General features: G+C 63.2%; 16 protein-coding genes and 1 pseudogene. 6 read left to right on the top strand and 11 right to left on the bottom strand.

Annotation, left to right across the window (positions count from 1 at the left end; all coding sequences use genetic code 11):
* Nucleotides 1–509 precede the first annotated feature (509 nt).
* From RB628_RS29840 to RB628_RS29830, 3 genes are read left to right on the top strand one after another with little or no spacing between them, the layout of a single operon-like run.
* Nucleotides 510–1,568, top strand: coding sequence for a hypothetical protein (locus tag RB628_RS29840; protein ID WP_318323646.1), 1,059 nt, complete (start codon nucleotides 510–512; stop codon nucleotides 1,566–1,568).
* Nucleotides 1,565–2,854 (top strand): hypothetical protein, encoded by a 1,290-nt coding sequence (locus RB628_RS29835; protein WP_318323645.1) that lies wholly within the window; start codon nucleotides 1,565–1,567, stop codon nucleotides 2,852–2,854. Before RB628_RS29840 ends, RB628_RS29835 begins: the two co-directional genes overlap by 4 nt.
* Nucleotides 2,851–6,165, top strand: a complete 3,315-nt coding sequence (locus RB628_RS29830; protein ID WP_318323644.1) for a hypothetical protein — start codon at nucleotides 2,851–2,853, stop codon at nucleotides 6,163–6,165. Before RB628_RS29835 ends, RB628_RS29830 begins: the two co-directional genes overlap by 4 nt.
* A gap of 871 nt (nucleotides 6,166–7,036) precedes the next feature.
* Here the strand turns inward: RB628_RS29830 and RB628_RS29825 are convergent.
* The 5 genes and pseudogenes from RB628_RS29825 to RB628_RS29805 form a co-directional block, all read right to left on the bottom strand.
* Nucleotides 7,037–7,108: pseudogene (locus RB628_RS29825) on the bottom strand (dihydrofolate reductase); the annotation flags it as partial.
* Nucleotides 7,109–8,339: 1,231 nt separating this feature from the next.
* The gene (locus RB628_RS29820; RefSeq protein ID WP_318323643.1) at nucleotides 8,340–10,517 is read right to left on the bottom strand and encodes a DNA sulfur modification protein DndB; all 2,178 of its coding nucleotides are present in this window, start codon (nucleotides 10,515–10,517) and stop codon (nucleotides 8,340–8,342) included.
* Between the two features lie 242 nt (nucleotides 10,518–10,759).
* Nucleotides 10,760–12,496 carry an ATP-binding protein gene (locus tag RB628_RS29815; RefSeq protein WP_318323642.1) on the bottom strand — a complete coding sequence of 579 codons (1,737 nt, stop codon included), beginning with the start codon at nucleotides 12,494–12,496 and terminating at the stop codon, nucleotides 10,760–10,762.
* On the bottom strand, nucleotides 12,493–12,825 hold the full coding sequence (locus RB628_RS29810) for a hypothetical protein (RefSeq protein ID WP_318323641.1): 333 nt from the start codon (nucleotides 12,823–12,825) through the stop codon (nucleotides 12,493–12,495). Before RB628_RS29810 ends, RB628_RS29815 begins: the two co-directional genes overlap by 4 nt.
* A 71-nt stretch (nucleotides 12,826–12,896) precedes the next feature.
* On the bottom strand, nucleotides 12,897–13,367 hold the full coding sequence (locus RB628_RS29805; protein ID WP_318323640.1) for a hypothetical protein: 471 nt from the start codon (nucleotides 13,365–13,367) through the stop codon (nucleotides 12,897–12,899).
* A gap of 1,219 nt (nucleotides 13,368–14,586) precedes the next feature.
* On the opposite strand from RB628_RS29805, the gene RB628_RS29800 reads away from it, so the two are divergent.
* Complete coding sequence (locus RB628_RS29800; RefSeq protein WP_318323639.1) at nucleotides 14,587–16,194, top strand: DGQHR domain-containing protein; 1,608 nt, start codon at nucleotides 14,587–14,589, stop codon at nucleotides 16,192–16,194.
* A 71-nt stretch (nucleotides 16,195–16,265) separates the two neighbouring features.
* Here the strand turns inward: RB628_RS29800 and dndE are convergent, their stop codons facing one another.
* The 4 genes from dndE to dndB are packed head-to-tail and all read right to left on the bottom strand — an operon-like array spanning nucleotide 16,266 to nucleotide 21,246.
* Complete coding sequence (dndE, locus tag RB628_RS29795) at nucleotides 16,266–16,643, bottom strand: DNA sulfur modification protein DndE (RefSeq protein WP_318323638.1); 378 nt, start codon at nucleotides 16,641–16,643, stop codon at nucleotides 16,266–16,268.
* Nucleotides 16,633–18,633, bottom strand: a complete 2,001-nt coding sequence (gene dndD / locus RB628_RS29790; RefSeq protein ID WP_318323637.1) for a DNA sulfur modification protein DndD — start codon at nucleotides 18,631–18,633, stop codon at nucleotides 16,633–16,635. Before dndD ends, dndE begins: the two co-directional genes overlap by 11 nt.
* Complete coding sequence (dndC, locus tag RB628_RS29785) at nucleotides 18,620–20,110, bottom strand: DNA phosphorothioation system sulfurtransferase DndC (RefSeq protein ID WP_318323636.1); 1,491 nt, start codon at nucleotides 20,108–20,110, stop codon at nucleotides 18,620–18,622. Before dndC ends, dndD begins: the two co-directional genes overlap by 14 nt.
* On the bottom strand, nucleotides 20,107–21,246 hold the full coding sequence (gene dndB / locus RB628_RS29780; RefSeq protein ID WP_318323635.1) for a DNA sulfur modification protein DndB: 1,140 nt from the start codon (nucleotides 21,244–21,246) through the stop codon (nucleotides 20,107–20,109). The genes dndC and dndB overlap by 4 nt, the downstream gene beginning before the upstream one ends.
* A gap of 26 nt (nucleotides 21,247–21,272) precedes the next feature.
* Here dndB and dndA point away from each other — a divergent pair, with 26 nt between their 5' ends.
* Entirely contained in the window at nucleotides 21,273–22,460 is a 1,188-nt protein-coding gene (dndA, locus tag RB628_RS29775; RefSeq protein ID WP_318323634.1) for a cysteine desulfurase DndA, read from the top strand.
* A 24-nt stretch (nucleotides 22,461–22,484) separates the two neighbouring features.
* Here dndA and RB628_RS29770 read toward each other — a convergent pair whose 3' ends face one another.
* Nucleotides 22,485–23,924 carry a DNA phosphorothioation-associated putative methyltransferase gene (locus RB628_RS29770; RefSeq protein WP_318323633.1) on the bottom strand — a complete coding sequence of 480 codons (1,440 nt, stop codon included), beginning with the start codon at nucleotides 23,922–23,924 and terminating at the stop codon, nucleotides 22,485–22,487.
* Between the two features lie 564 nt (nucleotides 23,925–24,488).
* Here RB628_RS29770 and RB628_RS29765 point away from each other — a divergent pair.
* Nucleotides 24,489–25,430: a DUF5655 domain-containing protein gene (locus RB628_RS29765; RefSeq protein WP_318323632.1), complete on the top strand. Its 942-nt coding sequence runs from the start codon at nucleotides 24,489–24,491 to the stop codon at nucleotides 25,428–25,430.
* A gap of 99 nt (nucleotides 25,431–25,529) precedes the next feature.
* On the opposite strand, the gene RB628_RS29760 is transcribed toward RB628_RS29765, so the two are convergent.
* Nucleotides 25,530–25,750 (bottom strand): DNA methyltransferase (locus tag RB628_RS29760; RefSeq protein WP_318323631.1); only part of this gene is annotated, 221 nt, incomplete at its 5' end.

The raw sequence follows: 25,750 nt of genomic DNA, 5'->3' as shown, positions 1-25,750 counted from the left end.
TAGCGGTGGGAGCAGCCCCAAACAGCAGAAAGGAAGTGTGACGTGTGACACCCGAGGGTCACCTGAGGTCGCAGCTCCCGCCCGCGCCGCATGCCCTTGCTTGGTGGCCACGCAGAAAGGCTCCAACAGCACACCGAGACGCCCCACCGCACACTCGCCGGGACCGGTCGAGCCAGTCCCACACAACACCGCACAGGATCCCGGCCGAGAGGGGCCCAGGTGTCCTCGCTCGGACAGTGCCGCTCCGACACGACCCCCCGCCAGGGGCTTCGCCTCCTCGGCGTCTTTCGTGAACTCCGGCTGTGCGGTGGGCATTTGTGTTACGTTGCTCTACTTGCCCGATAGTGGTGGGAGTCGCGCCATGAGACGCGCGGGTGATTGTCCGACCTGGGAAGTCGCTTGGCGCCGGGGCCCCACCCCTCTTTTTTTACCGCCCGCAATTGCCTCCCCACGTCGGACTGGCACGGACTGGCCGTCGCATGACGTCCGGTCCCGTTGCGGAGGAAACTGTGTGGCACGAGAGATCCAGGTCTGGCCCTGTTCTCGCCGGTGATGTCACGGACGAAGGAACGGTCGCCGGCTTCGGTTATGTCCGCTCCGGGAGGCCGAGGGCCGCATGTGACCGGCTGCTGCTGACGGGCGAGGAGCCCCTGGCCCAGCCACCCGACCGGCCCGTACCCGATGATGCCGGATCGGTCCGCCTCGTCGCGGCCACGCCCGCGGACCGGTTGGCCGCCGACCGGATACACCGGTCCGACGCACTCGACGACACCCTGTCCGAGACCGTCGCCGAGACGCTGGCCCTACCGGGATCGCCCTGGGCATCCGTCGCAGCCCCCCTCATCGCTGAAATACAGGAGGCGCACCATGTCCTCTGGCTAGCGGGCGGCTTCGCCCGGGATGTGATCGCGGGGACCGCCGGGGAGGTGAACGACCTCGACCTGACGGGCACGGCTCCGCCGGGCCGCTTCAGCGAACTGACCAAGCGGGTGAGGCGCCGCAGCGGCCTGGAGTTCAGGCCCAAGGTCAACCCGGACAGCCTCGTCTGCTCGGCTGTGCCGCCCGGCGAGGGTGAACGGCTCTACGAGTACCGAACGCTGAACTCGGCCGAGTTCAACTTCCCGGCCTGCGGCAGCGATCTCGAAGCCGATGCCCGCTGCCGGGACTTCACCGTCAACAGCCTCTACTACGACCCGGTGGGCAACTTGGTGATCGATCCCACCGGCCGCGGGCTCACGGACCTACAAGCCCGGCCGCGCCGCCTCGTCTCCGTCACATCCACCGAGGATCCGCTGGAACAGGCGCGCATAATCCTGCGAGCGGTGAAGTTCGCGGTGCGCTGGGCCGACACGACCGGTTACGAGTTCGGTGAACTGGCGAGTCGTCTCGCCCGACTTCCACGCACCGCATGGGACGGGCTGACACCGATGGCGTGGGACCGCCTGGCCCGCGACCACCGCAAGACACTGGAGGAAGGCCAGGACCCGCGACGGCAGATGGGAGTGGCCGCCGCTCTCGGCCCCGCTGCCGCCGGGCTCCTCGCGACGCTGCTGGAGGTGCGGCCGTGACCGCTGTTCACCGTCCCCTGAGCGACTGGGTCGTCCGCGTCGGCCCACCATCCTCCGGCACGAACCTGATCAACGACGGCGACGAACGGGCCGACGCCCGACACCTGCCCGTGTTCGCTGAGGGCTGGGTCCGGCGCAGCGTGATGGCGGGCCCGGAACATACGCCCGTACTCGCCCTGTACAACCCAGACTCCGGCCTTACCTATGCCGAACTCGATGACAACGGAGCGCCGTTACCGCTCGAGGAATCCGGCACGGAACTGATCGACCGGATCGAGACGTCGTGGCCCCACCCCGAGTTCGGGCCGGCTGACCTGGCGGGCGTGGCCACACTCTCCAGGCAGATCCGCTACCTGCTGCTGCACCGGCTGAGCCAGGAGGGCTCGCCGGCGCCCGTGGTGTACCACTCGTTGCCGTGGGAACCGGTGACGGAGCTGGCATCAGCAGTTGTCCAGATGCTCGACGATACACAGCCGTCGCCGCTGTCCGACGAGGCGCTCGATCTCGGACACTGGGTCACGCCGGCTGCAATCGGCGTGACCGGGCCCTTGGAGCAGCTGTACGAGGGACTCGCGGACCCCGATCCGGTACTGGCCGCGCGAGGTGGCACAGCGCTGTGCACGGGTTTGAGCTCCGCCGACCCAGCGCGTTTCCCGGCTCCCGTCAGGGGCATCCTGGCCGACGTCGTACGCCGGCTCGCCTCGGTCAACCCGTTCCTGCGGCACACGGCGACGTTGGCGGCCGACCGGCTCACCGGCGTCGCCTCCACCGGCCTCGTCACCACGCTCGACTCCGACCTGCCCAAGGCCGCGGCAGGCACGGACGATCGCACGATGATCCGTCGGCTCGGCGACAGCGGTCCGTTCTCGGTCCGTGCCGAAGTCACGGCGAGCGGACGGTTGAAGATTACGGTGGAGCTCACCGTGGAGGCGACGACAGAGCGGAATCGGCTCCTCGACTCCTACGGGTACGCATTCGCCCCGGTGGTGGTGTCGGCAGGGGACCTTAGCCGCCGGTACTGGGTAGCTCTGGAGGCCCGTAGACGCTGGTTGTCGGGCACACTCGACGTGCCTGCGGAGCGCGGGCGCTTCGAGGTCGGGGCGCAGGAAGCGGTGACCGGCGTCTGGGGCCTGTCCGGCGTCTCTCCCGATGAGCTACTGGTGTCGCTGACGGGTGCTGACCGTGCAGGCCTCCAGGTGTGGCGGGCGGCGGCAGAACGCGTTCCCACCGGGCATCCGTTGCGCCGGGCGGTCCGCCGCCACGACGGACAGCGGGGCACGTCATGACCTTCGCCGAGGACATCCGCATCCTCCTCGCCGAGGAACTCTCCGATACCGACGCGGAGTCTGCGCTGTACGGTGCGTTGCTCCGCAGCCCGCTGCTGGTGGAGTTCGTGCGAGCGCTGGTCGAGGCCCGAGACGTGACCTCTCTGCGGACCCTGTGCCACGACACCGTCGAACTGCACGAACTGACCGAACGATACGGGTTCGTGGCGGGCGCTCTCCCCACCCCCGCAGACGCGCCTTTCACCGGCTGCGGCCCGGTGACCGGGGCGGTGCGCGCGGTCGCGGCCCTGGGGCTCGTCCTGGTCGACGAGGAGGAGCGGCTCGGGGAGCACTTGGGCATCGCATTGGCCTGGCTGGCGCATACCCGCGCCACGGTCGGTGCGCCGTGGCCACCCGGGTGGGCCGTTCCGGCGTGCGCGCACCCGACCCGTATGTCCGCCGTCATACGGGCTCTCGGCGCCGACCCGCACGGGACAACTGCCGTCGTGTGGCTGCTGGGCCTCCAGGACGCTGAAACGAAGAAGGGCGCGACGGCAGCCGTAGAGGTACTCCTGGACCGCGGCGACAGCGGGATCCGAGCGACCTTGCGCTGTACGACACTGCGGCGGCTGCCCGCCGCCCTGATCCCGGACCCGGCGACTATGGCGCTGTTCACCGCGGACGCGCGGTTCCGGTCCGGCCTGGAGACCGCCTGGCAGATCACGCGAGTCCCACGCCGCAAGCGCGGCACGGTCCTATGGTCGCTGAGTGATGCCGATGGCCCGGTCGATCACGTCCAAGACATCAGCCTGACGGCGGCGTTCACCGTACTCATCGACGAAATACGACGCCTGAGCCGCAGCGTGCGGGGACCGTTCACACTGAGGCGTCTCGGCGGCTCGACCGCCATCGTCGGCGGTGTGGACGACGAGGGGCACATGGTCCACGTCTCTGGCTACCGGAACAAGTTCGGTGCCGCAGCCGATCTGGACCGGGTCGTGGTGCCGGCAGCCGATCTGGAGCAGGCCCGGGACCACGCGCGGGCGCTGCAGACCTCCGTCGTCGGAGCACGGAAGTGGCACGACGCGGCTCGCCGCAGCCGTAGGCCCGACCGCCGGGCCCGGCTGCGCGTCCTGCTCGTCTGCCTCGTCGTGCTGCTCGCCGGTTCGGGCGGCGCCGGCTACCTCTGGCAGCGCGACCAGCGGATCCAGGACCTGCGGGATACCGCCGCCAAGGTCAGGGACGAGGCGTACGAACTCGGCGCGAACAATGACCCGGCACTGGGACTGCTGCTGGCCATGGCCAGCGACGACATCGCGGACGACGCCGGGCAGAAGACCGACGTCTTCGACTCGATGGCCCGCGACAACTCCTCGCTGCGCCGGATACTCCGTTCCGAGGAGGGAGAGTTCGAGGAGATGGCCCTGTCCCGGAACGGCGTATGGGGAGCGCTGTCGACGAGCACCGGAGCCGTTCAGATCCTGTCGACCCTGACCGGGGAGACCGTGTGGCGCCAGAAGGGGTCAGGCTCGACCCTTCCCGGCCCCGGCGGTGCGTTGGTCAGCGATCTGGCGGTGTCCCGCCGCGGCCAGCGCGTGGCGTTCGCCTCGACCGATCTGCGCATGACGGTCCTGGAGAACAAGAACTCCTCCTGGTCCGTCGTGGGGCGTCCCGCACTGCCCATCACTCCCCGCCCCGGGCCGCTGCGCTGGGAGCTCAACGCGATTGACCACCTGGAGTTCACCGCGGACGGGGGACGGATCGTCGCCTATTCCGACCGAGTGGGGCTCTTCGTCTTCGACGCGAAACACCCGGACGATGCTCCGAAGCGCTGTCCGGAGCGCGGAGCGGCGAAGGCGATGTCGGCGACAAAGGGCGAGGTCCTGCTGACGAAGGAGAAGGGAACCAACCAGAAGAACGAGGTCGTCCGGATCAATCTCACCAACTGTGCCCGGTCCGTCGTGCTCACCGCGCCCACAGGTGTCGTCCTCCACGGAGCCGTGGAGGACGACGCAGTGGTGGCCGCCGCGACCCGTGGAGCCCAACTGCTCGCCCTGCAGCCTGACGGGTCGGAGACGTTGCTCTCCAACCGAGGGCCCTACTCGGCCGTGTCGATCTTCGACTCAGACAGCGGGGTCCATCTGAGCGCGGCCACGGACTCCGGCACCTTCGGGTGGGACGTGGCACGGCGGACCCAGACATTCGGGCTGCCGAAGGGTGGGGAGGCGGTCATCAGTAATGGCATCGTTCTGCGCCACCGCGGCGGGGTCGCCGAGCTGTACGACGACCAGCGCTCGCCGGCTACGACGGCCTGGACCCGCTTCTACGGCGGCATGGCGTCAGCAGCGTGGGCCAAAGACGCTCTCGTGCTCAGCGGCGGCCGAGCCGTCTACGTCGTGCCCCGCGCGGCCTCGATGACCTCCAAGACATTCTCGGACTCGACCAGCGCCCGCCGCCTCGTCCTGCCGAAGGGCGTCACGAGCCGCGAGCTGGCCACCACCAAGGACGGTCCCTGGGCAGCGGTGGTGTATGGCAAGGCCGGTGACCATACAAAGGAGCTAGCGGTCTGGAACGTCGTGGAGCGGCGCCGGACGCCCGTACCGTTGCCGAAGGGGGTGGGGCCGAACCGTGTCGCCTTCGTTGGCCACGACCTCTACGTCGGGCACAGTAACGGCGACGTCCTGCGCTTCCGCTTCAGGGACGGCGCGTGGCGGAGCGCAGGTGGCCGCCGGCTTGCGGGGTCCGTCGTCGCCCTGGGGGGCGGCGAGAGGACCGACCGTCTCTACGCAGTCGTCAGCAAGGACAGAGGCGATCAACCAACGGTAGTAGGCCTTCAATCCTCCGACCTCACGGTTACCTCGACAAGACGGCTAAGCGGCCTGACGGGGCTTGTGGAGGTGGAAGTGATGAACGACGGGCAGGTGGTGGTGGGCTCGGGCGCAGGGCTGATCACGTTCCTCACCCCGGAGCTGCACGTGCGTGGCCGTACCAGCGACGGAACACTCCGATACGTCCTCGATCTCACCGAACTGCCGGACCGCGGGCAGGTGCTCGTGTCGGGGGAGAACCGCAGCATCGTGCTAGACCGCAGGACCCTGGCTCCCCAAGAAGCCTGGAAGCACGGGGCCCCTTTCCTGTCGTCCGACGTCTCGGCGGACGGCAAGACCCTGGCGACCTACAATTTCGCGACATTCAGCGTAGCCCTGTGGACGCTCGACGAGCCGAATCTCCGGGCACGCGTCTGCCGAGCCGTCGGACGCGAGCTGAGCCGTGAAGAGTGGCGGCAATACGTCGGCACGGGCGTGCCCTACACCCCGGTCTGCCAGACCTGACTTCCTGCCCACTGCCCACGAGAGGGCCGCGGGGCCATTTCGGGCTCCGCGGCCCTCACATCGTTTACGGGACAGTCCTTTTTGGTCAGATCACCTGCGCCGTGGACGGTGGCACCGCAGCGGATACGACCAGGTGAAGTCGCCGCTGGAGCTGCCCGCGTTCCAGGACGCAGACGGGTTGCCCTTCGAGTCGGCAACAAAGTCATCTACCACGAGCCGATTCCAGGCTCGGTAGGGCCGACCGCCCCACAACACCTATCCTGACTGCTCCACCTACGGAGTCGAGAGGTAAGCACGGTGGCATCGGAGCCGACGGTACGTCGCGCGAGGCCGTACCTGGCTGGGGTCCAGGAGTTCGCCGCCCTGTACGGAGTGAAGTCAGATATGCCAGCCAAGTGGGTACACCGCGGGCTGCTGGACTACTCCCACGCCTTGATCATCTCCGGCTCCGCGTACTGGCCCCTTGGTTTTGTCTACAAGTTTGGGCGGTCCACGCCTAGACCGAAGACAATCCTGGGAGAAGTTCGCGATGCCCTCGTCGAGTCCCAGTCCCCTGGATGGATCACTTCTGACCCAAGGGAGGTACCACCTCTTGTGGGCCACAACGAGATCATGGCGCTCTTCAGACTTCCGAACCAGCCCATCCTTTCCATGGCTATGAAGAGCGGGCGCATGCCAGCACCGGACTACACGCTCTCAGGCTCACCGATCTGGCTACTGGAGACAGTGATCGCCGCCTCCCCCGAGCTGCGGGCCAGAGCGCGCACGGTCGAGTGGCAGCTTGACGAGGAAGTACTGGCTGCACTCAAGGAACGGCGCTGGGAGGGGTCCGTGATCAAGCCGCGCGGTCGCCAAGCCACTCGTTGACCCCGTCGAAGTCGCCGTCCGGCCCGACGATGTAGCCGTCAAGTGAGACGCTCATCGAGTAGGTCACGCTGCGCATCAGAAGTCCTCCTCGTTAACGGCTTCGACGGTACGACCGCCGGACACCGCAGGATTCATCGCGGGTCGCGGGATGCCCTGGGCTAAGGCGGTTCCTTCTGGGCATAGCCGTCCCGGCGTGCCCCGGCGGCGTGCTGGTGAGTCCGGCAAATCGTGGAGTCGACGTTCACCGTCCACCCGATGCGACCGCGCGCGTTGGCTCGCGCCTGGAGCTTGGTGAGCAGCCCTGCCCACACTCCCGGCGCTGCCAGCGGCGGAGTGTGGACCGTCTGCCAGGGCCATAGCAGGGCGGGAGGTCCCGCCACGGAGCCCCGGTTCGCGCTCGTCACCGGATTCCCTCGATCAGCATCCACTTCGACCTGGACGGCTTGCCCGCCGCCTGACGCACACACCGGGCTTCGACCGCTCCGTTCGCGTGAATCCGTCGCCCAACCATCCAACCCATGCGGCCAGCCTGGGCACTTGCCAACCAGTGGAGTGAGAGTAGAATCTAAGCACCCGAGTGAGAGTAGAAAATCATTATCTGCACATTCGCCTCCCACCAACCGGCAGAGGTCACACGCCGCCTCCGCACCTCTCCAACCTCGAACGCACCGCTTCAAGCCGCCGGGTCGAGCACCTCATGACCCGGGAGATCCCTGCTGAGCAACGACGCAATACAAACCTTCCAGCCCACTTGGCACACCTTGCTCGCGACTCCCGCGGCTTTCCGATCACGTACGTCACCACCCTCCGCCCAGATGGCACGCCAGACTTCACAACGATCGACGGCCCTCGACGGCTGGAGTGCATAAGCGACGAGCTCTGCGGCTTGTGCGGCAAGCGGCTGGGCTACTGGCGCGGCGTCATCGGAGGCCCTCGCGTGATCACAAGCCGTCTCACGCTGGACCCGCCGATGCACCGGGATTGCGCGGAGTTCGCTGCTACCAACCCCACGGCAGGTTGCCCGTTTCTGCTCCACAGCGGCACCTCCCGCTACGCAAAATCGGACCAGCAACCAGACTCACTCCGGCCAACCCGGATGTTCCTGGCTATCACCCGCTCCCATCGCCTCGTGATACACGGGAACGACGCCCTGGCGTACTGCGCCCCATTCGGCAGCATTTGGGAGATACACGCTGGCCAGCTTGTTCCGCTACAGAAGGGAGACCTCCCCTAGCTCAACTGAATCCCGGACAACGCGTGATGACCCTGCTCAAGCCACATCATGAGCAGGGTCACGCACGGGTCACTCAACCGACAGCATCGCCAAAATCCAGCATGTTGTCGCCCAGTCCGCGCTGGTCAACGGAACGGACTGGCCGGCCGAGCCAGTCCTCGTAGTCCTGCTCGGTCACGTAGAACCAATCACGGAGGCCCCTTCTGATCGCCGCGCTCGCAACCTTCTCGGCTTCCGGAAAGAGCTCCTTGTCGCTGACACCTGGCCTACTGGTACTGAGCGCCTTGAGCTGCTGTTTGGTACACAATTCCAGGTACATCCGCCTTGCTTGCCCGAGCATGTCGTTGAACGCGGCACGATCCGGGAGCCAGCTCTCGACGTGCTCCCAAGCTTGAGGAACAGCGAGCGCCTGCATCCAGAAGTAGCGAAAATACGCCGCCTGGGGTGTATCCATATTCACGATCTGATTGATCGGATTCGTGACGTTCTTGTTGAAGGCGAGCTTGCGGTCGCGGCCTTTTCCGTGCTCTAGCTGGAAGAAGGCGTTCAAGCCTGCGGCAAAAGATTCCGCGAAGGCTGGGAGATCCTTCAGATCAGCACCACCTGGTTGAACCTTCCGCAACTCCCACAGCGATCCGAGCGTCAACACCAAACCGAGTTGGCAAGCATGTGTGTTGAGGACTGAGTACGCGGCTTTGCAGGCCTTAACTCGCTCCAGACGGACAGATCCCAGATATGCCTGCGCGCGGTATTCGTCAAAGTCGCTCTCCTTGCCCCTGAGAGCTTCCCAGGCTCGTATGACGTCGGATTTAGGCTGTCGCCGGGCGTCAGAGTCACGGTGTTCAACGTAGTGCTCATGACTGTCACGCAATGTCCAGAAAACGCCTACACCACCGAAGAGAGCATCATGGGCTAGGGACGCAAAGGTATCGGCAACGTGCCAGTCATCCTTGAGTTTGGTGAGGCTCGCCGCATGCGCGGCGTAGGGCGTGGTCTTGGACAGGAGGGTTAGGATCGCCTTTCCCCACGTCTGGGTAAATCGATCACTGATCAGATCAACGCACCCGATGGGAAACTGTTTGTCACCGAGAGTGTCTCGGTCGAAAGAGAATCCTGAGTCTTGAAAGTGTTTCTCCGGAAAGAGACTTGCCACATCTAGCTGCTGGCGCATGAAGTCGTCGCGGTCTTTGGGACTCTCCCTGCCGCCGGACATCTGCGCAACATTAGTCAGATACTTGGCGGGCCCGAATACGCACCGATTCACAGCCATCTTGAGGAGGTTGATGTTGGTCATCACTGACCATCGAGCAGTCCTGCTGGTGTTCACCTCGGGGTTGTCGTACTCCACCGCGTACAGCGGGAGATACGAAGCATCGCTACGGCTGCGCAGCTCGCTGAGCATGCTCCGAGTGAGCACGTTGGCCAACTCCGCATCCGAGAGCAGGATGATCCGGGACTCGCTCGGGGGCCTGGCTTCCTTATTCACGTCCACGAACAACTTGCGGGCGGCCTCGTGAGGTCTGGACGTCTCTCCGGTCTCTTGGGGAAACCAGCAGACAGTCACGGGCACTTCGACCTTGGCGAGGTCCAACTCCGTAGCGCTGTGGTCCTGCAGCGCCTGTTTGACCTGGTGCTCGTAGAAGGAGCGGAAGCGAACTCCCGCAGAGCCCTTCCATGAGTTGGAGATAGTGCGCTCAACTGCCAGAAGTGCCATCGCACGGTGTTGGCCGTCGAGCACGACCAGCCTCGCTTCGGACTGATTCCACCACAGCTTGCCGACGTTGGCCGCGTGCGGCTTGTCGTCCGCCCCTAGCAGCCGATGAATCTGAAAGGCGCTGCCGGCCCGTTCCTCCTGCCACATCGCGTCGTCATCACGGACGGTCGCGGAGTCTCCCAACGCAGAGAAGGAGGTGGGACGGCCGTCCTGGAAGGGCAGGAGAACCGCGACGATCGGCGGAAAGAACGCAGGACCGATGGCCTGCGGCTTGAGCAGGTAGGGGATCAGGTTGACTGCAACGCGGTGATCATCCAGATCGCGCTGCAGAAGCTGATTGAAGTCCAGGTCTCCGGCGTCCATCACCTCTCGAACCGGCGCCAGACTCTTGGTCAGTTGCCGCTCAGGAGTATCGGACGGTCCGCCCAGGCGGGCCTTGGTCATGATGTAGTCGACCCGCCCCGCCGGAGTGTCGAAGCTCCCCCACGTGCCCTGCACGTAGTCGCGAAACATGAGTTTGGTGCCCGAGCCGAACATCCTGACTGCCTTCCTACCAAATCTTTCGAAACATGAAGCCGATGATGGCTGGTGCCTGAGGGCATCTCGTCAAGCTTCCGCAGGCTGCTGCCTTCCACCTGCGAGTGGCCACGATGTGCTCTGTACAGCCAACACCGTGTAGTGGTCAGTTGGTGCAGAAACCGCTTGTTTCCTGCTCAGTTAGAGACCAACCGCGACCCGGAGGCCTGCCAGCAGTGCCGTCTTCTGGCAGGCCCCGGGGGTCACTGGTCCTTGAATTGCTCCTTGAGGAGGGCTTCGGTGAACATGCCCCAATAGGTGCGGAGATCGTCGAATTGCCCCGGATCCTCGTACATGCTCTCGGCCCTCGCGTAGGCCATGAAGAGAAGGTCGATGGCCTCTTCAGCCTTGCGCACGAGGTCCACGATGTCCTCGGGGCTCATGCCCTCGGCGCCCTGGTCGGCGATCTTCTTGAGCGGCCCGTAGACGTCACGGAAGAAGGCATGCCGGTGGTTGAGCTTCACAACCGACTTCCCGTTGAGGTGGTGAATCTCCAGAAACTCCTTGCCGGGCCACCGACCGTCAAGGAGGGTAATCGGTTTGGTCCTGACCTGCTCCCGAAGATTTTCGATCTTGGTTGCGTCGGCTTCCAAGTCGAGCCCCATGTCCTCAGCTGCGTCCTGAACCACCTGCTCCTCCTGCTCGGGAGTAGCGGCCCGGCCGGCAAGGCCCTTGGGGAATGCGGGGTTGGTCCGCTGCGCGGTCTCCATGCTGCCGACGTGCTCGCCGTTGTTGAGACGGTCCCGTGCGTCAACTTCGCCCCAATGACTACGGATTACCTTTCCAGCCTGTTCGACGGGACGCTTCAGCCAGTCGCGCAGCTCGTGACGCAGCCTGTTGACGGGCTCGGCTCCCCTTTTGACGTGGCGGACCTGGAAGTATTCATCCAGTTCGGCTGGGAAGCTGATCTCGATACCGACGTAGCGGATGACTTTGTCACGGCGTGCGGTGTCGCCCAAGAGACGAGGAACGATGTCGTAGTAGATCTCACGACCGTTGCGCAGGATGCTGACCTTCGCCGCGTTTTCAGAATTGATCTGGAATTCGCGGATGTCCTCACCGTTGAAGTCCACTTCGCCACCGTCGCCCATTTTGTGACGGAACTGGACCGGTACGGCGGTAACCGCGACGTGTACCGCGTGCCCATCGATCTTCAGGTCGGTCTCTTCGATGAGCTGACCGCGAGGGTCGAGAGACTTGTACCTAGAGATGATCCGGGGGTTATCGCGGAGGAATAGGGGGTCGTGGAGGGTAACAGGCTTTCCTTCAAGCTCGAAGGCTCGGCCGCTGTCGATGAAGGTGCGGTAGGCACGGGCGATGAACTTGCGCAGGTCGGAGACCTTCTCCTCCAGCGACGTGCCGTACGCCCCTCCACTAACGAGCCGGTCGATCTTCCCGAAGATCACCACTGTCCCTGAAGCAAACAAGTTGCCGTCTCGTCCGGTCATAAGCTTGGCTGCATTTTCCGGCCAAGCGGCGACCTCTTCGGTCCGGATGTACTGCTGACTGCCCTCGCGGATCTCGATGAGGTCGATATAGCTGTGATGGATCCGGTCATCGCCGGTCCTCTTGCTGTAGATGTCGATCCGCTCACCGAGGCTCAGCCCCGCAAGCTTGAGGCCCACGCCAAAGCGTCCCAGGCCTTGCCGTTCCCCGTAGCGGCTGCTGTAGCCCATGGACAGCACGTGATGCATCTTGGACGGCTCGATGCCGAGACCGTTGTCGCTGATGATGATGCTCTGGATCGACTTCTTGCGCGGTCCATAAATAGGCAGGACCCGCATCAGAGTCGCCTCTGCTTCGATGGAGTTGTCCAGCGGTTCGCCGACAGCCGCTGTCAGGTCGAAGCCGGCATCGCGCATCGAGTCGAGGGCATGGTCGACCTGGATCAACTCAGCACGCTGTTCGTTCGCCGACAGAGACCGGGTGTTGCTTGTCATGATGACTCCTCTTCTAGGCGCGGAGGTCGTTGTATGTCGTGTGTGCCGCCAAGGCCGCGTAGTTGACGTGCCGCCCGCTGGTTGGGCAAGCAGAAGACGCAGCTGGCCTCAAGCAGATCGGGGCGATCAGGATGGATCCGGTTCGACAGGTTTGGTGAGAGGAGGTGGAAAAGCGCACACTCCATGTCGAAGGCGTTGGCTGGGGTGTTGTGGACGTCGTACGTGAAGTAGTCGCCTCGACGATCACTGCAGTGACGGAGAAGGCGACGCCGAACATCTGTATCGCTGCGACCCACGTATTGGGGATGGCCTTTGGCGCTGTACAGCACGTAAGTACCGATCCTCTGAGAGGGAATCAGGGCACGGATGAGCCAGGGACGCAACCGCAAAATTCGGGGTGTCAACCGCTCAGCCCATCAGCCGGCCACAGTTGGCGCGCGGTTCGGCGGGCGCGACTGACACGCTCGCGCATCCTCCGCACCGGTAGTCCATGACGGCGCGCGAGGCTCTCCGCATCCTCGCCATGAGCCAGCGACTGGAGCATCGCTCGCTCCTGCGGTACCAGGCGCTCCTCGGTGCGGAGCCATTCAAGGATCTCGACCACAGGGTAGCCACGGTCCGGAGTGCCCGGCTGGGTTCCCTCGTTGCTGAGGGACGTGGAAGGCAAGATGGCCTTGCGCCGTTCCAGCGCCTCGTAAGCGTGCCCCATGGCGGAGCGCATACGGTACTTGGCTGGGGTGCTTTCACCACCAGGGTTACGCAAGAGCTCGTCGAGGGCCCGCTCGATACGGTCGAGTTCGTAGTTGTCGTGACAGGCGAGAGCGCGTTTCTGCAGAGTACAGACGGCCTCTTTGACGGGAGTGCTGATCAATTTTCGCTCCGTGTTGTCTGGAGACGTGCCCCATGCGGTGGCACGCGCCCGTTGCGGGAAGCGCATATGCGGTTGTGTTACGAGCGTATCCGCTGCCGCAGACAGCCGTGACGGAACCAGCCATCTGCCTGAGAGGTGAGGGCGATCCATCAGCCCTCACCCCAACTGGTCGGGTGAGACGCCGTGTTGTTGCATCGGCAGCAGGTGTTTCTTCGCTGCGCTGCTCGCGCGGTCAAGAAGCGCGAGGTCAGAAGCTGACCCTAGGCGGGATGAAGTCCTACACCCAGGCACCTTGAGAGGGAGCCGTCAGCACAAGCAGCAAGCAGAGATGACTGAGGATCCATGTTGGGCCGGGGTTTCATGTCTCCGAGTGCGTCATACCCGAGTGATGAACTGCTCCGCCGGTGGGCCCCTGCCGCATCGACGGAGGCCTGGCACGGTCTCACGGTTTGCGTGATGACGTGCTCAGTGCTGGAGCTAGCAGTTCATCGGTAACTTGCGGCGCCACCCCGCCCTCGAAATCACCAGCGATCCGGCCGCGGAGCTTTGCCCCGAGGTACGAAGGGGCGTCTGATGTCTGGGGATCGCCTTGGGGGATCGGTGCCTGCAGATAGAGGACCAGTTGCTCTCCCAAGGGACAGCGCCCTCCGGGTCACCCTTCGGCTACCACTGACGGCCCCACCGGCAGTTGAGGGGACGTCAGGCTGCTAGCCATACACCGCACATCCACTCTGACGTGCTTACGATCGTGACCTAGTCTCAGCAACTACCCGCTTGTCTCTAGAGACTTGACGGCCCGTTCGATGCATGCGAGGCTCTGCGCATGCCTTCGGGGGAAAGTCTCAAAAAACTGTCCTGGCAGAGCGTTCGCTCGATCGCCCTTGCCCACCGAGTCGTGCCGGACATCGCCGGCGTCTACGCCTTCTCAGAAACCACGGAACTGCACGGCCTGGCCGTGACCCATGACTGGGTCTACGTCGGCCAGGCAGTCTCGCTCCCCGCCCGACTGGCTCACCATCGAGCCCACACGGAATCCAACCGCCGACTACGCGACTGGCTGCACCGGCCAGCGGATCGTCTGCTCTGGTATGCCCCAGTGGATTTAGCCCTCCTGGACCAAGTTGAGCGGGACTTGATCGCGAGCCTGCATCCCCGGTTCAACAGAACGCTCTACAGCCAGCACCTTCTCAGCGCTCGATAACAGCCGAAGGAGATCGAAATGACCGAAGAAGACGGACTGACCGCAGACGAGCAGGAGTTGGCCGATCTTTCCTCTCTGATGGAGATGCAGGACAAGGTCGTCGCACGGGTCCTCGACGAGGCTATTGCACGAGAGGGCTCTTTGTTTACGGAGAGCGCACATATGGGCGGAAGCCCGTCCTATGTGGCTTCCGCCACCCTTGACTGGATCAGGAATAATGTGGCCCTGGCCACAACCATGCCCTTGCTCAAAAGGAGCCTCGACCCCAAAACTCAAAAGCTTCAGATCGACGAAGAGAGCATTGAATTCATCCAGCAACGTCAGGTCGACTGGTCGAGAGAGGCCGTATTGGCAAAATACCTTATCGAGAGAGACAACCACAAATTCCCGCCTATCCTTGCCGTTCTGTGTCCGGCTTGGGTAGACGACCCCAATAGCGATATGTGGGACGCAGACGGCCGCGCCAAGAAAACCTCGGCAGATTTCCTCTCCCTCGACGGCAAAGGGCGCGTTGGCCTGCTGCAGCTGCGCCCAGGAACGCGACTCTACGCGGTGGATGGTCAGCATCGGCTGATCGGCATCCAGGCCGCCCTGTACCTCGTTACCTACGGACGCCTCGACGTTCGAAATCGCGAGGGGGTCGTTAAGCCTGATGAGGTACTACTGCTGGATGAGCTCGTGGAAGAACACAGCCTAGATGAGATCCAGCTCCAACAACTTGGCGCTGAGCGGATGGGGATTGAGATCATCCCTGCCGTGCTCGAAGGTGAGTCCCGAACTGACGCACAGCGACGGATCCGCAGTATTTTCACCCATGTGAATAAGCAGGCGTCAAAACTGACGCCGGGCGAAGTAGCCCAGCTCGACGAGGACAACGGGTTCGCAATCATTGCGCGCAGGATTGCTGTCGAGCACCCTATATTCAAGAACAGCAAGAGCGCAGTAAATTTCAAGAACAGCACCATCACGAAGCGTTCCGCTCACCTGACAACACTGCAGACGCTCACAGAGATGGCGCGCGAGTATCTATTGGCGGATAATCGCTACAGCCACTGGGCCACGAAGGGACGCGAGCTCGCCCGTCGACCCAATGACGAGGAGCTCGCCGCCGGCCGGAAAGATTTTTCCGAGTTGTGGGATCACATCAGCGCGCTGCCCACGTTTCAAGCGGTTTCAGCCGGCGAATCTGCCGCTCGGTACCGGCGCTTCCAACACGAGGTCGAGCGCAACAGCGGCGCAGGGCATGGGCACATGCTGTTGCGGCCAGTGGGTCAGCAGACTCTGGCAGAGGCTGTTGGACTCCTCAAGGCCGATGGGATGTCTCTCGAAGAGATTTTCAAGAAGCTCAGTCTGCTCGATGCCCAGGGCACCCTGCGCTTGGACGCTGTCAAAAACCCTTGGTGGGGGGTCCTCTACGACTTCAACGGTCAGAGGATGAGCATCAAGGGAAGGGACACGGCGGCGAAGATTCTCAGGTATGTGATCGGTGGGCTTCCCACAGAGAGGGAGCGGCGAGCTCTCCGTGATCTGATCGCGGATGCGCGGCTCATCGGTGAGGACGAGTATCGCGACTATGCGGGCAACACCGTAGGCCGTAGCAAGATCGCGCTTCCCCCGCAGGTGTGACGGCCGGCTCGCTTGTATCACTAGAGGTGGGGCTGCGGCGTTGCTCGCCGCAGCCCCACCTCTAGCGCGGACTACTTGGCAGCCGTCATGACAAGGTCGCGGATGCTCTGGAGGTCCTTGCGCCCCGCCAGGTATCCGATGCCTCGATGGAGATGGATCGTCAAGGTGCGAGAAACTACTTCCTCCGTCGGCTCCTCCCCATCGCGGAGACACCGGGCCTTGAGCAAGGCGAGGTAGATGTCCCCGTACGGCCCGGCGAACGTCTTCCAGTCCAGCTGGATGTTCGAGTCCGTGGTGATCTCCCGGACGAGTGGAGTCGACGGGTCCTGGAGCGAGAACGCCAAAGCCCATCGGCACAGCACGTTCCAGGTCTTGATCCCCGTGGCGCCCTTGAGCTTGATGAGCTGGCTCTTGGCCGGCTGTGAGAGCCGGATGTGGTCAAGCGACATGCGTGGCTCCCGTCGTCCACCAATAGCCTTCGTGGACGCTAGTCGTGAGCGTGGACTTGTCGTGGTCAAGGGTGTAGGCGTGAGCGATGGACCCCTTGAGTCGCTTGTACAGCCGCTCGTCGATCTCCTCGTCCGTCGAGAGCAGGAGGACCTGCTCGCTGGCGTGAGGGAAGTACCGCTCCACCAGATTCTCGCGGTGGTTGCTGTCAAGCCGGCCTAGGGGCGTGTCGATGACGCTGGGAAGCTGGTTGCCCGCTACCCGGGCTACGCCCCACAGCAGCGAGACAGCAAGTAGCTGGCGTTCCCCTGCACTGAGTCGCGCGGGGTCCAGCGGTTCTCCGTCGCTTCTGATGAGGTTCATCTTGAACTTTTCGGTGTCAATGTTCAGATTGGCCACCAAGCCAGACTTATGCATGAGCCGGTTGAAGCTGTCCAGTACGGCGACTTCGAGTCGGTTGATATGGCGGTTCAGCAGAGCCGATGCGTACTTCGACAGTGTGATCCGGGTTCGGTCCACATAATCAACAAGTCGCTGGGCTTCCTTCGCCGCGTGCACCTGCTTCGCGAGGGTCCGGTTTGCTCGGTCCAACTTCGCGGTCAGGGATTTGCGGTGGTTCTTGGCATCTTGGTTCGACTCAGCCGCTCTTGCGAGTTCAGTCTCCAAGGTGACTACCTGGCGCAGCGCTTGGTCGCGTGCTTTCATGAGGGCTTCAATGGATTTGTCGTCAGCTGTCGTGCTGGCGAGAAGCCGGTCAACGGTGTCGAGCTCGGCCGATTTTTCGGTCGCCTGTTCCACCAGCTCAACCGCGCGAACCCGATCATGCTCCAGAGCCTGGTCCAGGGCGTTCAGCTGCAGCAGCATGTCATGCGGCAGGTCAAGTAGCCGCGGTGCCTGCGCATCGCCGCTTCTACGCTTCCGGTCCAATTGAAGTTGTTCAGCGATCTCGGCCGCGGCGGATTTGGACAACGACTTCTGCATCAGATCCATCAGCCATTGGTCCCGATTTTCCAATGTACTGACAACTTCAGCGGACTGAGCCGCCGTGCGCTCACGGTGCGCGTGGTCGAGCACGCTTCCGAGGAGATCCCGAACCAGCACGAGGGGCAGTGGGCCAGCAGCTAGGCTTGCTCGCAGAGTCTCGTCCGTGGAAACCACGATCTTCTGGAGTTGCTCTTGCTGAGCCTTTAGGCTGGCGTGGCGTTCGTAGACGGCCCCGCCGTCCTTCTCGAATTCCTTTTGTGCCCGCTCCAGGACTTCCGCTGCTCGTCCGAGGCGGGCACGCAAAGAAGCGGTTGTCTGTTGAGTGGCTTCTACGGCCTGCTGCGCTGCTGCCAGTTCTGTCTCAAGCCCTTGGATCGTATCAAGCGCGACGTGGTCGGACTCTTCGGCTCGTTCACGACGTTGGAGAACGACCAAGTCGGTGCGTAGTTGTTCTACCTGGTCCACGCCAAGAAGGGACCGTACAGCAGCCTCGATGACAGCGGCCGAACTCTCCGGATCCGCCAGAGACTCAATTTTTTCTCCATCGAAGAAGAACAGCGACGCGACTTCGAGAGGCAGCAGGTCCTCTACATGGTCGGCCCAGCCTTCACTGAGGGCACCGCTGATAGTGTCATCGACGTAGACTTGCAGGGACTCACGAAGCTTTGATGCAACGACCTTCCAGTTGCGGTCAACCTTGTAGCGTCGCTTTTGGCCATCCAGATCGGTAATGCTGAACTCTACGACTACCGAAGCACCAGCTGCGGGATCAGCTAGCCGGTTGATGCTCTCCTGAAGATAGTTGTCATACGAGCCGGCACCGCGCCCGCTGAGCCGGGCGCGACGCCCGTACAATGCCAGCTGGATAGCGTCCAGCAGGGTCGTCTTCCCACAGCCATTGAGGCCGCCGATCAAAACGATTGGCCGGCCCTTCTCTGTCGTGAGATTGAGCGACTGCTCGCCCCTGTAAGCGCCAAAATCCCGGAGAGTGATCTTATTCAGGTGCATCGGTTGCCTCTTCGTTTACGGCCGAGGCGTCGCTTGCGGCGGGTTCGATCCCCTGCTTTTCCAGGGCGAAATCCAGGGCGTCTTGGGCATCCTTATAGTAGCCCTTTTTGATCGAATTTCTGAGGTTTTCGTACAGCCCTGACCGTCGAGTCATGGTGCGGTACTTGCGCTCCACGCCTAGCAGTTCGCGAATGGTTGCGTAGTGGAGATCGTCCCCCTCGCAGACCTCCTTGAGGATCGCCATGCTGTCAGCGCCCTGAGCGAGGTGAACGTCGAGCGGCAGCCCGGGGAACTCCTCCTTCATGATCTCTTCGTAGATCTTCGGCAAGATGTCCTCGACCTCATGCTTGTCGAAGACCCAGATTCGCCGGATCTCGTGCAGCTCCTCCATCGTGATCAGCTCGATGTTCTGCACATGCTGGGGCGCGTTCTCGCGGACATGCTGCTGCGCACCCAGCAGTTCCCTCAGCCACGTCGCACGTGCTTCCTGCGTGTAAGGTCCGTGAATTACACGCTCACCGAACAACTGCACCTGACCGTTCATACGACGGAAGTCACGAAGAGGTTTGTCGTCAGGCACGTCAAGCTTGTTCCGCAACTGAAGGAGCGGCTCCATCCACTCCTTCTCCTCATCGTTTTGAATCATCGCGGACATGGACTTGTCCTTCTCGACAAGAGTGCACGTCCAACAACCAAATCGGCTGTCACCGCAAGAGGGCGTGGTGTTGTCCACGACCAACGGGCACTCTCCGTCGCTGGACGCCCCCTGATACATGGCGAGCAGATCCTTGTTGTTGTGCCCCCAAGGATTCGCCTGCTGCATCAGGAACATCCACACATCATCAGTGGTCCACTCCTCGATAGGGCTATAGACCAGCGAGTTAGGCAGATTCCCATTGGGAGAGAGCCGGTCACGGACCCGGCGCTGCTCGTGCTTTGCCATGGATTTGGCGCGGGCCTGGCTCTCCGTCTTGCGGATTCCCAGGACGAGGATTGCCTCTCCGTGACGCTTAACCACACGGCGGATGAAGGCGTTAGATGGACGGATCTTCAGCCGTTCAGTGCACCAACGAAACTTGGGACGGGGAGCGGGATATCCACGACCGATCAGATTGACCCAGAAGGTGTCCTTCACCGCCGGCGTCAGGCGGTGAGGCTCAATCGGCAACTCCTGCTCGGTGGCTGCTTCTCGCATCGTCTCAAGAGACTGCGTCACCCAACTTGCTACGATCGGGTTCTCAACCAGAGTGTCGGTGCTGATCACATGGACCGGTTTGGTCCGTTGTTCCGAGGGCAAGCCCTGCAGAGCGAGCCACACGAGCTGAAGGACAGCGGTCGAATCTTTCCCGCCGCTGTAACCGACCACCCAAGGCACCTCGTCGGCCAGGTACAGCTCTCGGATCTCCTCCGTGAGTCCGCTGACAGCTTCCGAGAGGGTCATACCTCGGAAGGGTGCGGTGCTCGTCGGGGCGCTCATGCGTCTCCTTGCTGGCAGAACGCGTCCTCGACATGCTGCTGTTCCGGCGACAGGTGCAGCCCAAGACGCAAACACAAATAGTTAGTGGTTAGGGCAAGGTTCTGGTGACTCTTGGAGACACGTCCTCCCAAGATGGCTCGACCGTCCCAGTCGGGGTTCGATCGTGTCCAATCCACCTCTTCCAGACGCTCCAGGCGTGGGTGCCAGCTGACCGGATCCGCTGACTCGCGGAGAAGCATGTTCCCGACCCGACCGAGGGCGTGAAGCGCCAGGCTGTGACTGTGGATGTACTCGCGTCGCACGTCGGGTGCATGCATCTCACGTTCCCTTACCATCCTCCACTCCGGGATGGTGAGATCGACCGCCTCCCAGTATGCCTGGGCGAGCGTGGATGCAGTCTTCTTGTCGAGTTCCAGGCCCTGAAGCAGGGCCTGTGTGCCTGAATAGATGGCGCTGAGCGTGAAAAGCCGACGGGAGCGACCCGACAGGGTGTTGCTCTCCATCTCCACATGCCCCTTGAACACGGACGACTTCAGCGCCAAGAGACGGGTCAGTCCAGCCAAGTCATCTCGGTGGTCATAGAGGAGACCAATGGAGCGCGATGGCCGCACAGCATGCCGATTGAGGTCAGCGAACATCTGCTGACAACGAGACAGTCCCGAGTCATGGAAAAATACGACTGCGATCGTCTCATCCCCAAGGTCCGGATTCTCCCGGAGAGCGACCTCGATGGCGGCCCTGCGGTGCTGCCCGTCGTTGATCAAGAAGCGGGCCGCCATAGGTATGCGGATCTGACCGATGCGCATACCCGGGCCGTCACCGCCCAGGCCCTCAAAGTGCAACTCTCCGTCAACGGAAGCCGTAAGCGCGCTGAAGACGTAGTTATCCGGATTGTCCAAGATGTAACGAGCGAGCGCCGGGAGTCGCCCCTTGTTCAAGACACGCTGAGCGCGTACGTCTGGGCCGAGTTCGTCCTCGTCGAAGAGGAAGATCCGTGGGATCAGTCGCAACGGACACATCGAGACGTAGAACTCCCGCCCAGCCTGCACACCGCGGATGGCAGGGAAGGTGTAGTCGAAGCCGACACCGACGGACGTCGGAGTCCTTGCGCTCTTGACCTGTGTACGTGATTCCACACGCGTAACTTATCGTAGGTACGTGCGTGATTCCACGTGCGCACGTGTGCGGGAGTGTACTGAGAGGCGCGGTGACAGTGGTGGTGACGTATCTCGACGTTGCAGCAACGACACGTGTGGATCCTAGAGTTGCGGATGTAGTCCTTCACTGGATGACGGAGGACTTTGGTAACGCCGGAAGCCGCACTCATGAGTTCGGCAGTCGCGCGAAGAAGGCCGTCCAGGAGGCTCGGGAGCAGCTCGCCGCTCAGTTCGGTGCAGCCGCGAAGGAGCTGATCTTCACCAGCGGCGCCACAGAGAGCAACAACATCGCCTTGCTCGGCATCGCACCCCACGGGGAGCAGACAAACCGCCGCCACATCATCACCTCCGCCATCGAGCACAAGGCCGTCATCGAACCCCTAGAGCACCTACAGTCCCGGGGCTTCGAAGTGGACTTCCTCAAACCCGGGCCCACCGGACGTATCAGCGTGGAAGCGGTGCAGGAGCGGTTGCGTCCGGACACCCTGTTGGTATCGCTGATGCATGTGAACAACGAGACAGGTGCGATTCAGCCTGTGGCCGAGCTGGCGCACCTGCTGCGGGAGACGCCCACGTTCCTTCACGTGGATGCGGCACAGGGCTTCGGCAAGCTCCCTCAAGATCTGGCTGCGCCGATCGACATGGTCAGTGTCAGCGGGCACAAGATCGGAGCACCGAAGGGCGTCGGAGCGCTACTGATCCGCCGACGCGGCTGGGACCGGATCCCTCTCCAGCCTCTGATGTTTGGAGGTGGACAGGAGCGCAAACTACGGCCCGGCACTCTCCCAGTGGCGCTGATCATGGGCTTGGCCAAAGCGGAAGATATCTTCCGTAAGGAGCACGCAGCGTGGCTCGCCCAAGCCCAGGAATACAGAGGCCGTCTGCTGGACGCGCTGTCGGCCACGCGGTTCCACCTGAACGGCAACCCAGACCACGCAGTGCCTCACATCCTCAACGTCTCCTTCACCGATGTGGACGCCGAGGCGCTGATTGTGCGGTTGAAAAACCTCGCTGCTGTGGCCACCGGTTCGGCGTGCACGAGCGCTTCCTATACGCCCAGCCACGTCCTGACCGCGATGGGATTGCCGGCAGACGTGGTCTCCAATGGGCTACGCCTTTCGTGGTTCCCAGCTCAGGCGCAAGACCTAGATCCCAAAGATCTCGCAGCAGCAGTCGCCGAGTTCCAGTCGTAGATCCGTCAGATGGCATCGACACGCTCATGCTTCCGTGCGTCGGATCAGCCGATGTCCACGTAGCGACCGTTCACAACGCTTCAGCTCAGCCTCCCAACCCGCCTCTGTCCCGATAAGGTGCGGTCGGTCGTAGAGGCCCGCCTCGACCTCCGCCTTAGTCAGTCGACGGTATTTGGGAGCGTCTGGGTCAGCCGGCATCAGGAACTCGTGCTTGCGGTGCAGCAGAGGACGGTTGGGGGAGTCATCGTAGGAGGAGAACGACGTCTCCAACGTCTTGAGATCCACTGAGTACGAGGCTGACAGCCGCGGGTGCGGGTCGCTGTCGAACTCGGGATAGTGCAGCCAGCTAACCGCGCGCCCCTGGTGACGCAGCTTGGCCAGTGTCCAGTCCGCAGGGCGGCCGGCGGCGATGGCTGCACAGTGCTCATAGAGTCGAAGTACGGTCGGCATGTTGTCAACTGCGCGCCGGTGTACATACAAGGCAGTAGGGGTGACCTTGCCTACCTTGGACGCTTGCATCGCGCCTCGTACGTAGGCGTCATCGCGCAGTTTGAGCAGTAGCCGGTCGGCACGTCGGCATGCTTCTGAGTACGAGGAAAAGAATGCTCGCACGTCGAGCTGACTCGACAGCGGAAGGCTGCCGAACGGCCCACGGCCGTTGAACAACTCGACGGCCAGGAACAACAAGGTATCGAGAGTGGAACGCCTGGCACCAGCGGCGACCCTGTCGGGGTCGGCAGACCTGCGGATGAGACGTTGAAGATCGGATGCCCGCAGATGACCGAGAAGCTCAACCATCGCGTGTGGCATCTCCTCCAGGCGCGGCGGCCGGCCTCGGCGCTCGGTATGCTCCACTACCGAAGAAATGGCCGACGTGGTGTCGCTCGACGTCAGCCACTCCACATGAGGTAGGACACGGCGCGCCAGGAAGGCCAGGCGCGCTTGATCGTGTTTGAAGGCGTAGACGACGCCCGGAGCTGCTGCGACGCACCGGACGTTGGTAACGCCTTGCACGAAGTCGCGCAGCTCACCCGTTCCGAACAGGTGCTGAAACGTGTTGCGGCTCGTGAGCACTCCGTCTGCGAATACGCTGCCGCTGACCTTGTTCCTTTCCCAGGTCAACCGAGCCGACACAACCAGCACAGCTCGGGCAAGACTCCACGCCCGCGCCAAAGTTTCGCGGCGCTCCACTGGCTCTTCGATGACGTTGAGTACATAGGTGAGGAGGACGACGTCAGCGGGGTTGAGTTGATCGTCCGGCTGGAAGACGGGGTCCCAACCGGCTGCTTCGATCTGCATCTGCCGCAGGCTGCGTACATCGCCTCCTCGTCCACAGCCGTAGTCCAGGACGCTCCTTGCAGGTGTGATCTGCTGATCGGTGACAGCCTGCCGGGCAGGCACCGATAGTCCGTTGCGGCCGATCGCGGTGAGGCGTCGCTCGCTACTCCACAATTGATTCGTCATCTGTTGCCTCGCCCGAGCCTGAGTGCTGCCGCCATGCCGTCCGCCTAGGAGCCGTACGGAAGGACATACGCCGCCAGGATCATGACGATGATGACCATCTGGTCCCACTCGGTGCCGTAGGAGCCTGGCCTTGCTCCAACGCATGGCACAGACGCATGGCCTCCGTATTCTCTCCTGAGCATGGAGTTTCTCCTCGTGCAGGCATGGGTCGAGAGAGCCCTCAACACACCGCCCAGGTGCGGCTCTCGAGTCTGCACTCACCCTGCCATTCCGTCATCTGACCAGCAGTGGACGACCACTTGTTCTCGCACTTCTGTCCAGGTACGGGTCAAACACGTTCCTACGGCGATCAATCGAGGGTTGGGCTGACCAGCACCTTGCAGGAACTCATTTTGTTCACCGGGCCGTCCAGGTTTTGAGCCGCTTCGGGACTGTTACCTGGACGACCCCGGAGCCGGAGAACGAGCGCAGATGCAACCGCGATGGACAGACCTGGAATACATGCCAGAGCTGAACGATTGGCCCTGTTCAGGGCACCGACTGCGAAGGGGAGGGCTGGAGCCGGTGAACGATCTGAAGCTGTTCCGCGTTGTGGACGGCATGGCGTCCGAGATCCCGGGAGCGGCGGTGGCGCTGGAGCGTCAGCTGCAGACATTGATCGAGCGCAACATGGAAGCGATGCTCGGGATCCGGTTCTTGGCCTCGGAGTACGGCACCGGTCCGCGACACAGGGGGCGGATCGATTCGCTCGGGCTGGACGAGTACGGCAACCCGGCGATCATCGAGTACAAGCGTTCGAACGGTAAGGCGGTGATCACTCAGGCTCTTTCGTATCTGTCGTGGCTGCGGGACCACCGCCATGAGTTCGAGAGCCTGGTGAAGGAGCGGCTGGGCGACGAGGCGGCTGGCTCCGTCGACTGGAGCAACCCCCGCCTGGTGTGCATCGCGGGAGACTTCACGTCGCACGACACGCACGCGTTGGAGGAGATCGGTCGTCGGATCGATCTCGTGAGCTACCGGGACTTCGGTGGGGGCCTGCTGGCGCTGCAGCTTGTTGCCTCCGTGACCGGCTCGGCGACAACACTCCGAACCCCGAGCACGCCCGCGGGGGCGAATGCACGCTCGGCGGGTCCTGGAGATGGTGGTTCGACGGTCAAGTCGGTCCGGCAGTTCTACGACGAGTCGCCTCAGTCGCTGCGGGATCTGTACGCCGACCTCGACGCGAAGCTGATCTCCGATGCTGATGTGCAGAAGGAGTTCCAGCTGCATTACGTCGCCTACCGGCGGATCAAGAACGTCGCCACCGTCCGCTTCCAGCCGCGCAGCCACACCCTCGTGGTGCGGCTCGCGGTCGACCCGGACACAGTCGAGCTGGTTGAGGGCTTCGCCCGTGACGTACGCAAGATCGGCTGCCTGGGGACCGGCCCTCTGGAGCTACGGATCCGGTCCCAGGAGGACCTGGCGAGAGCTGGTGACCTCGTCGGGCGAAGCGTCGAAGGCCGCTGACGAGCGTTCGGGGGCGGGTGTGCATCGGTATTCCGACAACACGCCCGCCCCGGTTTTGCGTGTCGTCAAGGGTGGTCGTCTGTCTGGCATGGTCCGGTCTCATTCTTCGGGTCCTGCCAGCTCGAAGTCGTCCTGGGTCAGGGCGCGCTGGAGTCGCTGTTCGGCAACGCCTGCGTAGTGCGAGGACAGCTCGACGCCCACGAACCGCCGGCCCTCGCGCAAGGCGGCGACGCCCGTCGAGCCGCTACCGGTGAACGGGTCGAGGACGGTGCCGCCTTCGGGGCAGATCTGCACGAGCTGCTGCATGATCTCGACCGGCT

The sequence above is a fragment of the Streptomyces sp. ADMS genome (assembly GCF_033441795.1).
Lineage (GTDB): Bacteria > Actinomycetota > Actinomycetes > Streptomycetales > Streptomycetaceae > Streptomyces.
The sequence above is the reverse complement of the archived record's forward strand: the minus strand, read 5'-3'. Positions and strand labels throughout refer to the sequence as shown.

What these genes read in the sequence shown, in the direction of transcription:
- RB628_RS29770 (WP_318323633.1), bottom strand. Translation starts at nt 23,924, where the DNA reads ATGACGAATCAATTGTGGAGTAGCGAGCGACGCCTCACCGCGATCGGC.
- RB628_RS29820 (WP_318323643.1), bottom strand. Translation starts at nt 10,517, where the DNA reads ATGTTCGGCTCGGGCACCAAACTCATGTTTCGCGACTACGTGCAGGGC.
- RB628_RS29815 (WP_318323642.1), bottom strand. Translation starts at nt 12,496, where the DNA reads ATGACAAGCAACACCCGGTCTCTGTCGGCGAACGAACAGCGTGCTGAG.
- dndC (WP_318323636.1), bottom strand. Translation starts at nt 20,110, where the DNA reads ATGAGCGCCCCGACGAGCACCGCACCCTTCCGAGGTATGACCCTCTCG.
- dndD (WP_318323637.1), bottom strand. Translation starts at nt 18,633, where the DNA reads ATGCACCTGAATAAGATCACTCTCCGGGATTTTGGCGCTTACAGGGGC.
- dndE (WP_318323638.1), bottom strand. Translation starts at nt 16,643, where the DNA reads ATGTCGCTTGACCACATCCGGCTCTCACAGCCGGCCAAGAGCCAGCTC.
- RB628_RS29800 (WP_318323639.1), top strand. Translation starts at nt 14,587, where the DNA reads ATGACCGAAGAAGACGGACTGACCGCAGACGAGCAGGAGTTGGCCGAT.
- RB628_RS29830 (WP_318323644.1), top strand. Translation starts at nt 2,851, where the DNA reads ATGACCTTCGCCGAGGACATCCGCATCCTCCTCGCCGAGGAACTCTCC.